This is a genomic window from Streptomyces sp. HSS9-12, assembly GCF_054963655.1.
This window is the reverse complement of sequence record NZ_JBUEGC010000086.1, coordinates 1-13847: the sequence shown is the minus strand read 5'-3', so window position 1 is coordinate 13847 and position 13847 is coordinate 1. Positions and strand designations below refer to the sequence as shown.

Sequence of the window (13847 nt, the reverse complement as noted above, 5' to 3'; positions counted from 1 at the left end):
CGCCTTGCAGCTGACCGCACCAGGTCACCTCGCTACCGGGCAACCCCCGGCTGACGCGGCACTAGCGGCCCCGCAATGCGCGATAGCGGGACACCAAGGCGGCGGTGGAGCTGTCCAGCCCGGGGACCTCGGCACCCTCGGTCAGCGCCGGCTCAACCCGCTTGGCAAGAACCTTGCCGAGTTCGACGCCCCACTGATCGAAGGAGTCGATGTTCCACACGGCACCCTGGACGAACACCTTGTGCTCGTACAGCGCGATCAGCTGGCCGAGCACGGAGGGGTTGAGCTCCGCGGCCAGAATCGTGGTGTTGGGACGGTTGCCCTTGAACGTGCGGTGCGGCACCTGCTCGGGCGGGATACCTTCCGCAGCGACCTCCTCGGCTGTCTTGCCGAAGGCCAGCGCCTGCGCCTGCGCGAACATATTCGCCATCAGCAGGTCGTGCTGGGCGGCCAGTTCGGGGGCAAGCTCATCGACCGGCCGGGCGAAGCCGATCAGGTCGGCCGGGATGAACTTGGTGCCCTGGTGCAGCAGCTGGAAGTAGGCATGCTGGCCATTGGTGCCGGGGGTGCCCCAGACCACCGGTCCGGTCTGCCAGCCGACCGGATTGCCCTCGCGGTCCACCGACTTGCCGTTGGACTCCATGTCCAGCTGCTGGAGATAGGCGGTGAACTTCGACAGGTAGTTGGAGTACGGCAGAACGGCGTGCGACTGCGCGTCGTGGAAGTTGCCGTACCAGATGCCCAGCAGGCCGAGGAGCATCGGGGCGTTGCGCTCCGGCGGCGCGGTGCGGAAGTGCTCGTCGACGAGTCGGAAACCATCGAGCATCTCCCGGAACCGGTCCGAGCCGATGGCGATCATCAGGGACAGGCCGATCGCGGAGTCGTACGAGTACCGTCCGCCGACCCAGTCCCAGAACTCGAACATGTTCCCGGTGTCGATGCCGAACCCGGCGACCTTCTCGGCGTTGGTGGACAGGGCCACGAAGTGGAACGGGACCGCCGCCTCGTCCTGGCCGAGCCCGTCGAGCAGCCACTTCCGCGCGGAGATGGCGTTGGTGACGGTCTCGATCGTGGTGAAGGTCTTGGAGGCGACGATGAACAGCGTCTCTTCCGGGTCCAGGCCGCGCAGCGCCTCATGCAGATCGGCGCCGTCCACATTGGACACGAAACGGAAGGTCAGTGCCCGGTCGGTGTACGGCCGCAGGGCTTCGTAGGCCATGGCCGGACCCAGATCGGAGCCGCCGATACCGATGTTGACGATATTGCGGATGCGGCGGCCAGTGTGTCCGACCCACTTACCGGAACGGACGGACTCGGCAAAGCCGGACATCCGGTCCAGTACGGCGTGCACCTTCGGAACGACGTTCTCGCCGTCGACCTCGATGACCGCGTCACGCGGTGCGCGCAGCGCGGTGTGCAGGACGGCCCGGTTCTCCGTGGTGTTGATCTTCTCGCCGCGGAACATCGCGTCACGCAGCTCGGCAACCTTGGTCGCCGCCGCGAGCTCCCGCAGCAGCCGCAGCGTCTCGTCCGTCACCAGGTGCTTGGAGTAGTCCACATGCAGATCGCCCACCCGCACGGTGAGGCGCTCACCGCGGTCCGGGTCGCCGGCGAACAGATCGCGCAGATGCACCTCCCGGGTGTGCTCCCGATGCCTGCTCAGCGCGAGCCACTCCGGCATCTGGTCGAGCCTGGTACGGCCGTCCGCGTTCATATCCGACATCAGTCCACTTCTTCTCGTACCTGCCCCGCTGCGTCTCCAACCTAATTGATCAGAGGCCGGAATGAGGCCTCTGTCCGGTGGCGCCACGGTGAACCGCGGGTATCAGTGCGCCAACGCCCATGACGAACAGACCGGCCGCCACCAGCGCCGGGGCGTTCAGCCCCCAGGCTCCGGCCACCACGCCGCACAGCGCACCGAGCGGGGTCCCCGCCAGGGACAGGGTACGGAAGGCGGCGCTGATCCGGCCCAGCATCTCGGCCGGACCGCGCTGCTGCATCATCGTCACCTCGACGACGGTCCAAACCATTCCGGCGACGACGTGGCTCAAGCACGTCCCATCACCGGCTTCTGTGTGTTTTCCGTGCGCGTTCCTGTGCCGGTTCCGTGCCGGTTCCGTGCGCGTTCCCGAGTGTGATCTTGTGCTGTACCAGCCGGTAAGTAATCCTCCAAGTCCTGGTGTGCGGTAGCTCACCTGGTACCACCACCCACGCCATCTCTTGGCGAGGAGGGACCCCTCTTGAAACCTGCGATAAGTACGACCCGGCGCCGACTGGCAGCCGGTCTGCTGGCAACAACAGCAGCGCTCACCCTCGGTTCCTCGGCCACGCTCCCGGCATCTGCCGCGACACCGGCCTCCACCGAGCACGGCTACATCGTGACGCTCAACGGCGCGCCCGGACTGCTGTCCCTCACCTCCGCGCTGGACCAGAGCAAATCGCTGTCCGCGCTCTACGGCGCCACGCTCGGGCACACCTACACCAAGGTGCTGCACGGCTTCTCGGCCCGGATGACGTCGGCGGAAGCAACGCGGCTCGCGGCCGACCCCTCCGTCGCCTCGGTCACCCGTGACCACACCTTCACCGCGACGGCGACCCAGCCCAACCCGCCGTCCTGGGGCCTTGACCGGATCGACCAGCCGGACCTTCCGCTCAACAAGTCCTACAGCTACCCGGACAGTGCGGGCTCCGGCGTCACCGCGTACATCATCGACACCGGTGTCCGCATCACCCACCAGGATTTCGGCGGGCGCGCCTCCTACGGTTACGACGCCATCGACAAGGACAACACCGCGCAGGACGGCAACGGACATGGCACCCATGTCGCGGCCACTGTCGCCGGTTCCTCCTACGGCGTCGCCAAGAAGGCGAACATCGTCGCGGTCCGGGTGCTCGACAACGACGGCTCCGGGACGACGTCCCAGGTGATCGCCGGCATCGACTGGGTGACCAGGAATGCCCGCAAGCCGGCGGTGGCGAACATGAGCCTCGGCGGAACCGCGGACGCCGCGCTGGACGCCGCCGTGCGCAAGTCCATCGCCTCCGGCGTCACCTACTCGATCGCCGCCGGCAACTCCTCCGCCCCCGCCAGCCTCTTCTCGCCGGCCCGGGTGTCGGAGGCGATCACCGTCGGGGCCACGGAGAAGAACGACCAGATGGCCCCGTACTCCAACTTCGGCTCCGGCGTGGACATCCTGGCCCCGGGTTCGTCGATCACCTCCGCCTGGAACACCGGAGACTCGGCGACCAACACCATCTCGGGCACCTCGATGGCTACCCCGCACGTAACCGGAGCCGCGGCGGTCTACCTCGCCGGGCACCCTGCGGCCGGCCCCGCTCAGGTCTCGGGCGCCCTGACGAAGGCCGCCGCCCCCAACAAGATCAGCGGCGTGGGCTCGCTGCTCACCCCCAACCGGCTGCTGCAGATCACCCCTTGACCGCGCGGCCGGACGGTACTACAGGTCTGGCCCGCACTGCCACGGTGCGGGCCAGACCTTTGTGCTGTTCCTTTATGGGCGATTCGTCTTAGATCTCGCCCCGGAGCTTGGCGAGCGCCTCGGCAAGGATCGCCTCACCGTCAGCGTCGCTGCGCCGTTCCCGTACGTACGCGAGGTGCGTCTTGTAGGGCTCGGTGCGCGGCGGGTCCGGCGGATTGTCCCGGTCCTTGCCGGCTGGGAAGCCGCAGCGAGGACAGTCCCACGTGTCGGGAACCTGCGCGTCGCTGGCGAAGCTCGGCTGGGTCTCGTGCCCGTTCGAGCACCAGAAGGAGATGCGGAGGCGCGGCGCGGACTCGCCCCGCTCAGCTTCCCCCATCGGCCCCGCGCCGACCCGACTTCCACGGATCGCGTTGCCACTTGCCACGGTCGTAACTCCCTGCGTGATGGTGCTGCGAAGCTTCGATAGAACGGCTCCGCTGCGGGCGCCCAGTCTACGTAAGGCCCAACGCGCGTCCAATGACAGGAGTTACACTCCGCCGCCCAGCGGACGCAAGACCCCATGATAGGCCGCGCAAACGACGGTGCGTCAGACGGCCTCAGCCGCCCAGCTTCACCAGGACACCGAGTACGACAATGCACGCGAACCACAGCAGACCGATCACGACCGTGATCCGGTCGAGGTTGCGCTCGGCGACCGAGGAGCCACCGACGGCGGACTGCATGCCACCGCCGAACATGTCGGACAGGCCGCCGCCCTTCCCCTTGTGCATGAGCACCAGCAGCATCAGCAGCAGGCTGAAGACGATCAGGGCGATCGAGAACCCGACAATCACGGCTGGACCAACTCTCTCGGATGTGACGGACGACGGGGACCGGGCGGCGGGGGCACCTCCCACGCGAAGCTGTGGGGGAGCACCGCCCCGGTCCCCGACAGGGTACGACGGAGTAGGGCCCAGGGCCTACTCACCGGTCCTTTACTGGTCGCGGAACCGGACGATCTTGACGAACTCGTCCACGTCCAGCGAGGCGCCACCGACCAGGGCGCCGTCCACGTCCGGCTGTGCCATGATCGCCGCGACGTTCCCGCTCTTGACCGAGCCGCCGTACTGGATGCGGACCTTGTCGGCCACCTCCTGGCTGTACAGCTCGGCGAGACGACCGCGGATCGCCCCGCAGACCTCCTGGGCGTCCTCCGGGGTCGCGACCTCGCCGGTGCCGATGGCCCACACCGGCTCGTACGCGATCACGATCGTCTCGGCCTGCTCGGCCGGGATGTCCTTCAGGCCGCCGTCGATCTGGGCGAGCGTGTGCGCGACGTGGTTGCCCGCCTTGCGGATCTCCAGGCCCTCGCCCACGCACAGGATCGGAGTCAGGCCGTTACGGTACGCAGCCTTCACCTTGGCGTTGCACAGCTCGTCGTTCTCGTGGTGGTACTGGCGGCGCTCCGAGTGCCCGACGACGGCATAGGTGCAGTTCAGCTTGGACAGCATGGCACCGGAGATCTCCCCGGTGTACGCGCCGGCGTCATGCGCGGAGAGGTCCTGGGCACCGTAGACGATCTTGAGCTTGTCGCCGTCGACAAGCGTCTGCACCGAACGCAGGGCGGTGAAGGGCGGGAGGACTGCCACCTCGACGGCCTCGAAGTCCTTGTCGTTCAGGGCGAAGGCGAGCTTCTGGACGTGTGCGATGGCCTCGAGGTGGTTGAGGTTCATCTTCCAGTTGCCCGCCATCAGCGGGGTGCGGCCCTTTTCCAGAGCGGTCATATGGGGTCAGTCCTCCAGTGCTGCCAGGCCGGGGAGCATCTTGCCCTCGAGGTATTCGAGGCTCGCGCCGCCACCGGTCGAAATGTGGCCGAATGCCTTCTCGTCGAAGCCCAGGATGCGTACGGCCGCGGCCGAGTCGCCGCCGCCCACCACGGTGAACGCCGGGCTGTCGACGAGCGCCTGGGCGATCGCACGGGTGCCCTCGGCGAAATCGGGGTGCTCAAAGACGCCCATCGGGCCGTTCCAGAAGACGGTGGCCGCGTCGGCGAGCTTCGAAGCGTACAGCTTGCGGGTCTCCGGGCCGATGTCGAGGCCCTCCTGGTCGGCCGGGATGGCGTCCGCGGCGACCGTGGCCGGACTGGCCGGGGCCTTGGTCTTCAGGTCCGGGAATTCGGGCGAGACCACGACGTCGACCGGGAGCAGGAATTCCACGCCGCGCGCCTTGGCCCGCTCCAGATACTCGCCGCACACGGGGATCTGGTCCTCCTGCAGCAGCGACTTGCCGATCTCGTACCCCTGGGCCTTGAGGAAGGTGTACGCCATGCCGCCGCCGATCAGGATGCGGTCGGCCTTCTCCAGCAGGTTGTCGATGACCCCGAGCTTGTCGGAGACCTTGGCGCCGCCGAGCACGACCGCGTACGGGCGCTGCACGTCCTCGGTGAGCTTCTTCAGGACGGCGACCTCGGTGGCGATGAGGTAGCCCGCGGCGTGCGGGAGGCGCTGGGGGAGGTCGTACACGGACGCGTGCTTGCGGTGCACGGCGCCGAAGCCGTCGCCGACGTACACATCGGCCAGGGCCGCCAGCTGGTCGGCGAAGGCGGCGCGCTCGGCGTCGTCCTTGCTGGTCTCGCCGGGGTTGAAGCGCAGGTTCTCCAGCACGGCGACCTGGCCGTCGGCCAGGCTCGCCACCGTCTGCCGCGCCGACTCGCCGACGGTGTCGGCCGCGAAGGCGACGTCCGCGTCGAGGAGTTCACCCAGCCGCTCGGCTGCCGGAGCGAGCGAGAACTGCGGGTCCGGGGCGCCCTTGGGGCGGCCCAGGTGGGAGGCGACGATCACCTTGGCGCCGGAGTCGACGAGCTTGGTGATGGTCGGGAGGGCGGCGCGGATACGGCCGTCGTCGGTGATGATGGTGCCGTCGAGCGGCACGTTCAGATCGGCGCGGACAAAGACCCGCTTGCCGCTGACGTCGAGGTCGTCGATCGTCTTCATGGTGACTCCGTGTCGTCTTCGTCAGTCATGAGACGGGGCTCGGACGACGCGCCGTCGCGTCGTTCGAGCCCCGTCCTCACATCTCGATGCCTGGCAGGCGGGGGACACCCATGACGGCGTCCCCACTCAGCCCGTGGTCCCCCTGGGCCTGGCGGCCCGGTCCCCGGGGACGATCAGAGCTGACCGCCGACGAAGGTGGTCAGGTCCACCAGGCGGTTGGAGTAGCCCCACTCGTTGTCGTACCAGCCGACGATCTTGACCTGCTTGCCCTGGACCATCGTCAGCGAGGAGTCGAAGGTGCAGGAAGCCGGCCAGTTGACGATGTCCGAGGAGACGATCGGGTCCTCCGTGTACTCCAGGATGCCGCTCAGCTGGCCCTCGGCGGCCTTCTGGAAGGCGGAGTTGATCTCGTCGCGGGAGACCTCACGCTCGAGCTCCACAACGAGGTCGGTGACGGAGCCGGTCGGGACCGGGACGCGCATGGCGATGCCGTCCAGCTTGCCCTTGAGCTGCGGGAGGACCAGCGCGGTGGCCTTGGCGGCACCGGTGGAGGTCGGAATGATGTTCTCCGCGGCGGCGCGGGCGCGGCGCAGGTCCTTGTGCGGGAAGTCCAGGATGCGCTGGTCGTTGGTGTACGCGTGGACCGTCGTCATCAGGCCCTTGACGACGCCGAAGTTCTCGTCGAGAACCTTGGCCATCGGCGCCACACAGTTGGTGGTGCAGGAGGCGTTGGAGATGACGTGGTGCTTGGCGGCGTCGTACCGGTCGTTGTTGACGCCCATCACGATGGTGATGTCCTCGCCCTTGGCGGGCGCCGAGATGATGACCTTCTTGGCGCCGGCGGCCAGGTGCTTGGCCGCGTCGTCGCGCTTGGTGAAGATGCCGGTGGACTCGATGACGATGTCGGCACCGAGCTCGCCCCAGGGGAGGTTCGCCGGGTCGCGCTCCGCCATCGTCTTGAAGGTCTGGTTGCCGACCGTGATGGTGTCCTCGGTGTGGCTGACCGGGTGCTTCAGACGGCCCAGGATGGTGTCGTACTTCAGCAGATGCACCAGGGTCTCGTTGTCGGTCAGGTCGTTGACACCGACGATCTCGATGTCCGCACCCTGCTCCAGGAGCGCGCGGAAGTAGTTGCGACCAATGCGGCCGAATCCGTTGATGCCTACGCGGATCGTCACGAACCGATCTCCTCGTTGGTACGCCGGTTTGGGCGCCGGCGAGCTGTATGGGATGTCCCCGACCACCCCCGACCCTACCTTCCCCAGGCCCCGGGAGTGACATCGGCCACCGTCGGGTCGGCCATCGTCAGCCGACCATGCCGTCGGCCATCTCCTCGGTCAGGTTCGACTCCGTTCCGGGGATGCCGAGTTCCTGTGCGCGCTTGTCCGCCATCGCCAGCAGTCGGCGGATCCGGCCCGCGACGGCGTCCTTCGTCAGCGGCGGGTCGGCGAGCGCGCCGAGCTCCTCCAGCGACGCCTGCTTGTGGTCCATCCTCAGCCGGCCGGCCGCAGCCAGGTGCTCGGGCACCTCCTCGCCGAGGATCTCCAGCGCGCGCTGCACACGGGCACCCGCGGCGACCGCCGCCCGCGCCGAGCGGCGCAGATTGGCGTCGTCGAAGTTGGCGAGCCGGTTGGCGGTGGCGCGGACCTCGCGCCGCATCCGCCGCTCCTCCCAGGCCAGTACGGACTCGTGCGCGCCGAGCCGGGTCAGCAGTGCGCCGATAGCGTCACCGTCGCGGACGACAACCCGGTCCACCCCGCGCACCTCGCGGGCCTTGGCGGCGATGCCCAGCCGGCGGGCCGCACCCACCAGCGCCAGGGCGGCCTCCGGGCCGGGGCAGGTGACCTCGAGCGACGAGGACCGGCCGGGCTCGGTGAGCGAACCGTGGGCGAGAAAGGCTCCGCGCCAGGCCGCCTCGGCGTCACAGGTGGCACCGGAGACCACCTGCGGCGGCAGCCCGCGGATCGGGCGGCCGCGGCCGTCGACCAGACCGGTCTGCCGCGCCAGCTGGTCACCGCCCGCCACCACCCGTACGACGTACCGGCTGCCGCGGCGCAGCCCGCCCGGGGCCATCACCACCAGGTCGGACGCGTGGCCGAAGATCTCCAGGATGTCCTTGCGCAGCCGACGGGCGGCGATGCCGGTGTCCAGCTCGGCCTCGATCACGATGCGACCGCTCACCAGGTGCAGGCCGCCCGCGAACCGCAGGATGGACGAAACCTCCGCCTTCCGGCAGCAGGTCCGGGTGACGGGGAGCCGGGAGATTTCATCCTTCACCGCTGCCGTCATCGCCATGGGCCGATCCTTCCATGCATCCGAAAAATACGGTCGTACGCGGCGGCCAACAGCTCCGGGTCGTGCCGGGGGGAGCCCCCCGAGCCTTCGGCCTGAGTGGAATCCCCAGCGGCAGCCGGGGCAGTGCCCGCAGCCGCGGCGACCGGCGCCAGCTCGACCGCCCCGCCCAGCCGGGCGGCGGCGTCGGTCAGACTCTCCCGGTCGGGCACGGCGGCTTCGTCGGCCAGCACCACGTCGAAGGCGAGTTTAGGGGCGTGTCGGGCCAAAACCTCCAAATGACGTTGCGGGGAGAAGCCCTCGGTTTCGCCGGGCTGCGGTGCGAGGTTGAGCGAGAGCACCCGGCGGGCCCGGGTCTCAGTCAGCGCCTGGGCGAGATCCGGGACCAGCAGATGCGGGATGACGGAGGAGAACCAGGAGCCGGGGCCGAGTACCACCCAGTCCGCGTCGAGGACCGCCTCGACGGCCTCGGGGACCGCGGGCGGGTCGGCCGGAACCAGATGGACGGACTGCACCTCGCCGTGGGTGAGCGCCACCGTCGCCTGACCGCAGACGGTGGACAGCTCGTGGGGGCGGGCCGGGTCATGGCCGCGGACGGTCGCCTGGAGCTCGAGCGGGACGGCGGACATGGGCAGCACCCGGCCGTGGGCACCGAGCAGCCGCCCGACCCACTCCAGGGCCTTGACGTGGTCGCCGAGCTGTTCCCACAGGGCGACGATCAGCAGATTGCCGACGGCGTGGCCGTGCAGATCGCCCTCGCTGGCGAAGCGGTGCTGTATGACCCGGGCCCAGGTCTGGCCCCACTCGTCGTCCCCGCACAGCGCGGCGAGCGCCTTGCGGAGGTCCCCGGGCGGCAGCACGCCGAACTCGTCACGCAGGCGCCCGGTGGAGCCCCCGTCGTCGGCGACGGTGACCACCGCGGTCAGATCCCCGGTGATACGGCGCAGCGCCGCGAGGGAGGCGGACAGGCCGCGCCCGCCGCCGAGCGCGACGACCTTGGGCTGCGCGCCGCGCCGGCGGACCGTACGGCCCTTGGTCAGGGCCGTACGGTCCGGGACGAACTGCCGTACGCGCCGCAGCCGCGAGGTTTTGCCGGTCTTCACTCGCGCCCCATGTCCCGGTGCACCACGACGGTCTCCACCCCTTCGGCGGCGAGCCTCGCGGCGAGCTTCTCGGACATGGCGACGCTGCGGTGCTTGCCGCCGGTGCAGCCGACGGCGACGGTCACATAGCGCTTGCCCTCGCGGCGGTAGCCGCTGGCGATCAGCTGGAGCAGCTCGGCGTAGCGGTCCAGGAACTCCTTGGCGCCGGGCTGGTTGAAGACGTAGTTCGACACCTCTTCGTTGAGGCCGGTGAAGGCGCGCAGCTCCGGCACCCAGTGCGGGTTGGGCAGGAAGCGGCAGTCCACCACCAGGTCGGCGTCGACGGGCAGGCCGTACTTGTAGCCGAAGGACATCACGGTGGCGCGCAGCTCCGGCTCCTCCTCGCCGGCGAACTGGGCGTCCATCTTGGCGCGCAGCTCGTGGACGTTGAGGCTGGAGGTGTCGATCACCAGGTCGGCGTCGCCGCGCAGCTCGCGCAGCAGGTCGCGCTCGGCGGCGATGCCGTCGACGATGCGGCCCGAGCCCTGCAGCGGATGCGGGCGGCGTACGGACTCGAAGCGGCGCACCAGAGCGTCGTCGGACGCCTCCAGGAAGATCACCCGGCGCTTGACGTTCTTGGCGTCCAGGTCGGCGAGGGACTGGCGGAGGTTGTCGAAAAAGCGCCGGCCGCGCACGTCCACGACGACGGCGATCCGGGCCACGTTGCCCTGGGAGCGGGCGCCGAGGTCCACCATGGTGGGGATCAGGGCGGGCGGCAGGTTGTCGACCACGAACCAGCCGAGGTCCTCCAGACACTTGGCGGCGGTGCTGCGGCCGGCGCCCGACATGCCGGAGATGATGACCAGCTCGGGGATGGCCGCCGCGTCGCCGCCCGCCGCGCCGTTGCCGTCCGCCGCCGTGCCCGTACTCACCTGTGCTCCGTCTCCGTCGATCTCGATCATGTGTCCTGCCCCCGTTCTGCTGACGACGCCGTGGATGAGGCCTCATCCTCAATGATCTCTCCTGTGGCGGTATTCACCGCAGGAGCCGCTGGGGCCTTCCGGGCGAGGGCCGCGGCAACCGTCTCGGCGGTCTTGCGGCCGACGCCTGGTACCTGGCAGATCTCATCGATAGTGGCGGCCCGCAGCCGTTTGAGCGATCCGAAGTGCTTCAGGAGGGCCTTGCGGCGGCCCTCGCCGAGGCCGGGGACCGTGTCGAGCGGCCCGGCCTTCATGGACTTGCTGCGCTTGCTGCGCTGGTAGGTGATCGCGAAGCGGTGTGCCTCGTCCCGGACGCGCTGGAGCAGGTACAGCCCCTCGCTGGTCCGCGGCAGGACCACGGGATCGTTCTCGTCCGGGAGCCAGACCTCCTCCAGGCGCTTGGCCAGGCCGCACACGGCGACATCGTCGATGCCCAGCTCGTCCAGTGCCCGCTTGGCGGCGGCGACCTGCGGCTGCCCGCCGTCGACGACGACGAGCTGCGGCGGGTAGGCGAACCGGCGCGGCTTGCCGGTCTCGGGGTCGATGGGTCCGCCCACCTCCCCCGGCTCGCCCTCGTGCTCCTCCCCTCCCCTGCCTTCGGCGGGGAGATCCCATTCCCCCGTGTTCTGCTTCTCGATCAGGTAGCGGCGGAAGCGACGGCTGAGCACCTCGTGCATGGACCGTACGTCGTCCTGGCCGGTGCCGTGCCAGACCTGCTCGTCTCCGACCCGGCCCTTGATCTGGAAGCGGCGGTATTCGCTCTTCCGGGCGAGGCCGTCCTCGAAGACCACCATCGAGGCCACGACGTCCTGGCCCTGGAGGTGGGAGATGTCGAAGCACTCGATGCGCAGCGGAGCGGAGTCCAGGCCGAGGGCGTCCGCGATCTCTTCCAGGGCCCGGGAGCGGGTGGTGAGGTCCGAGGCGCGCTTGGTCTTGTGCAGCGCGAGCGCCTGCTGGGCGTTGCGCTGCACGGTGGCCATCAGGTCCTTCTTGTCGCCGCGCTGGGGGATGCGCAGGTCGACCCGGGAGCCGCGGCGGTCGGCGAGCCACTGCGCGATGGGGTCCGTCGGGTCCGGGAGGGCGGGGACCAGCACCTCGCGCGGGACGCTGTCGCCGCTCTCGTCGCCGTAGAGCTGCTGCAGGGCGTGCTCGACGAGGCCTGCGGTGTCGACGGCCTCGACCTTGTCGGTGACCCAGCCGCGCTGGCCGCGCACGCGGCCGCCGCGGACGTGGAAGATCTGGACGGCGGCCTCCAGCTCGTCCTCGGCGACCGCGATCAGGTCGGCGTCGGTGGCGTCGGCCAGGACGACGGCGTTCTTCTCCATCGCCCGCCGCAGCGCTCCTATGTCGTCACGCAGCCGCGCGGCCTTCTCGTACTCCATGTCCTCCGCGGCCTGTTGCATCTGCTTCTCCAGGCGGCGCAGATACGTTCCGGTGCGGCCGGCCATGAAGTCGCAGAAGTCTTCGGCGAGTTCGCGGTGTTCCTCGGGGGTGACGCGGCCGACGCAGGGCGCGGAGCACTTGCCGATATAACCCAGCAGGCAGGGGCGGCCGATCTGCTGGGAGCGCTTGAACACCCCGGCGGAGCAGGTGCGGACGGGAAAGACCCGCAGCATCAGATCGACGGTCTCGCGGATCGCCCAGGCGTGGGCGTACGGGCCGAAGTAGCGCACGCCCTTTTTCTTGAGTCCGCGCATGACCTGGACGCGGGGGAACTCCTCGTTCAGGGTGACGGCGAGCGAGGGGTAGCTCTTGTCGTCGCGGTACTTGACGTTGAAGCGGGGGTCGTACTCCTTGATCCAGGAATACTCCAGCTGCAGCGCCTCGACCTCGGTGGAGACCACCGTCCACTCGACGGAGGCCGCGGTGGTGACCATGGTGCGGGTACGCGGGTGCAGGCCGGCGAGGTCCTGGAAGTACGAGGAGAGCCGGTGGCGCAGGCTCTTCGCCTTCCCGACGTAGATCACGCGGCCGTGCTCGTCGCGGAACCTGTAGACCCCCGGCGAGTCGGGGATCTGTCCCGGCTTGGGTCGGTAGCTGCTGGGGTCGGCCATGCCCTTCACCCTACTGGCGTGCAGTGACAGTACTGTCGCTGTTCTCGACGTTACGGTGCCGCCGCCCGGGAGGTGGACTCCCGGCCCGTTCACGGGTGAGGATCTGGCCGTGATCGTCGTAGCTGGAGAAGCCCTGATCGACCTCGTCCCCGGCCCGGTCCCGGAGGGGGATGTGCTGCCCGCGCTGCTGCCCCGGCCCGGCGGCGGGCCGTACAACACGGCGATCGCGCTGGGGCGGCTCGGCTCGCCGGTCGCCTTCTGCTCGCGGGTGTCCGGGGACGGCTTCGGGGAGGCGCTGCTGGGCGGGCTGCGGGCTGCGGGCCGCGGGCGTGGACACCTCGCTGGTCCAGCGCGGTCCGGAGCCCACCACGCTGGCGGTCGCCGACATCGCCGCCGACGGCTCGGCGGGTTACGGCTTCTATGTGGAGGGCACCGCGGACCGGCTGTTCGCGCTGCCTCGTGCGCTCCCGGAGAGTACGCGCGCGCTCTCGCTGGGCACCTGCTCGCTGGTGCTGGAGCCCGGCGCGAGTGCGTACGAGGCACTGCTGCGGCGGGAGGCCGGGCGTGGGGTGTTCACGGCGCTGGACCCGAACATCCGGGCCGGGCTGATACCGGAGCCGGACGCCTACCGGGCCCGCTTCCGCTCCTGGCTGCCGTACACCGCCCTGCTGAAGCTGTCGGAGGAGGACGCGCAGTGGCTGGGCGGCAGCCCTGAGGAGTGGCTGGAGGCAGGACCGTCCGCCGTGGTCCTCACCCGGGGCGGGGACGGGCTGACGGCGCTGACCCGCGTGGGAGAGTTCTCGGTGCCCGGCGAGCGGACCGAGGTGGTGGACACCATCGGCGCGGGCGACACGGTGAATGCCGCCCTGCTGCACCGGCTGGCCGCGCACGACGCCCTGTCCGCCGCCGCCCTGACGGGTCTGGACGGCGAGGGCTGGCGGGACATCCTGGGCTTCGCCGCCCGCGCGGCAGCGGTCACCTGCTCCCGCGCGGGCGCGCAGCCGCCGTACGCGGCCGAACTCGTGGACTC

General features: G+C 69.8%; 12 protein-coding genes and 1 pseudogene. 2 read left to right on the top strand and 11 right to left on the bottom strand.

What is annotated here, in order from left to right; all coding sequences use genetic code 11:
* Positions 1 to 61 precede the first annotated feature (61 nt).
* Both pgi and ACY34J_RS28145 read right to left on the bottom strand, forming a co-directional pair.
* Positions 62 to 1714 (bottom strand): glucose-6-phosphate isomerase, encoded by a 1653-nt coding sequence (gene pgi / locus ACY34J_RS28150; RefSeq protein ID WP_462729461.1) that lies wholly within the window; start codon positions 1712 to 1714, stop codon positions 62 to 64.
* Between the two features lie 58 nt (positions 1715 to 1772).
* The gene (locus ACY34J_RS28145) at positions 1773 to 2051 is read right to left on the bottom strand and encodes a hypothetical protein (protein ID WP_462729460.1); all 279 of its coding nucleotides are present in this window, start codon (positions 2049 to 2051) and stop codon (positions 1773 to 1775) included.
* A 189-nt stretch (positions 2052 to 2240) separates the two neighbouring features.
* Between ACY34J_RS28145 and ACY34J_RS28140 the strand changes: the two genes are divergently transcribed.
* Positions 2241 to 3437 carry a S8 family peptidase gene (locus ACY34J_RS28140; RefSeq protein WP_462729459.1) on the top strand — a complete coding sequence of 399 codons (1197 nt, stop codon included), beginning with the start codon at positions 2241 to 2243 and terminating at the stop codon, positions 3435 to 3437.
* 88 nt (positions 3438 to 3525) lie between these two features.
* Here ACY34J_RS28140 and ACY34J_RS28135 read toward each other — a convergent pair whose 3' ends face one another.
* The 9 genes from ACY34J_RS28135 to uvrC all read right to left on the bottom strand — a co-directional run bounded on the left by ACY34J_RS28135 (position 3526) and on the right by uvrC (position 12817).
* On the bottom strand, positions 3526 to 3861 hold the full coding sequence (locus tag ACY34J_RS28135) for an RNA polymerase-binding protein RbpA (RefSeq protein WP_201874269.1): 336 nt from the start codon (positions 3859 to 3861) through the stop codon (positions 3526 to 3528).
* A gap of 172 nt (positions 3862 to 4033) precedes the next feature.
* Positions 4034 to 4270 carry a preprotein translocase subunit SecG gene (gene secG / locus ACY34J_RS28130; protein WP_462729458.1) on the bottom strand — a complete coding sequence of 79 codons (237 nt, stop codon included), beginning with the start codon at positions 4268 to 4270 and terminating at the stop codon, positions 4034 to 4036.
* Between the two features lie 141 nt (positions 4271 to 4411).
* Positions 4412 to 5200: a triose-phosphate isomerase gene (gene tpiA / locus ACY34J_RS28125; protein ID WP_462729457.1), complete on the bottom strand. Its 789-nt coding sequence runs from the start codon at positions 5198 to 5200 to the stop codon at positions 4412 to 4414.
* 6 nt (positions 5201 to 5206) lie between these two features.
* Positions 5207 to 6409 (bottom strand): phosphoglycerate kinase, encoded by a 1203-nt coding sequence (locus ACY34J_RS28120; RefSeq protein WP_462729456.1) that lies wholly within the window; start codon positions 6407 to 6409, stop codon positions 5207 to 5209.
* A gap of 173 nt (positions 6410 to 6582) precedes the next feature.
* A complete protein-coding gene (gene gap, locus ACY34J_RS28115) occupies positions 6583 to 7587 on the bottom strand; it encodes a type I glyceraldehyde-3-phosphate dehydrogenase (RefSeq protein WP_462729455.1) in 1005 nt (334 codons plus the stop codon).
* 127 nt (positions 7588 to 7714) lie between these two features.
* On the bottom strand, positions 7715 to 8704 hold the full coding sequence (whiA, locus tag ACY34J_RS28110) for a DNA-binding protein WhiA (RefSeq protein WP_462729454.1): 990 nt from the start codon (positions 8702 to 8704) through the stop codon (positions 7715 to 7717).
* Positions 8695 to 9804, bottom strand: coding sequence for a gluconeogenesis factor YvcK family protein (locus ACY34J_RS28105; RefSeq protein WP_462729453.1), 1110 nt, complete (start codon positions 9802 to 9804; stop codon positions 8695 to 8697). The genes whiA and ACY34J_RS28105 overlap by 10 nt, the downstream gene beginning before the upstream one ends.
* Positions 9801 to 10745, bottom strand: a complete 945-nt coding sequence (gene rapZ / locus ACY34J_RS28100) for an RNase adapter RapZ (RefSeq protein WP_462729452.1) — start codon at positions 10743 to 10745, stop codon at positions 9801 to 9803. The genes ACY34J_RS28105 and rapZ overlap by 4 nt, the downstream gene beginning before the upstream one ends.
* Complete coding sequence (gene uvrC / locus ACY34J_RS28095) at positions 10742 to 12817, bottom strand: excinuclease ABC subunit UvrC (RefSeq protein WP_462729451.1); 2076 nt, start codon at positions 12815 to 12817, stop codon at positions 10742 to 10744. Before uvrC ends, rapZ begins: the two co-directional genes overlap by 4 nt.
* 109 nt (positions 12818 to 12926) lie before the next feature.
* Here uvrC and ACY34J_RS28090 point away from each other — a divergent pair.
* Positions 12927 to 13847: pseudogene (locus tag ACY34J_RS28090) on the top strand (carbohydrate kinase family protein); the annotation flags it as partial.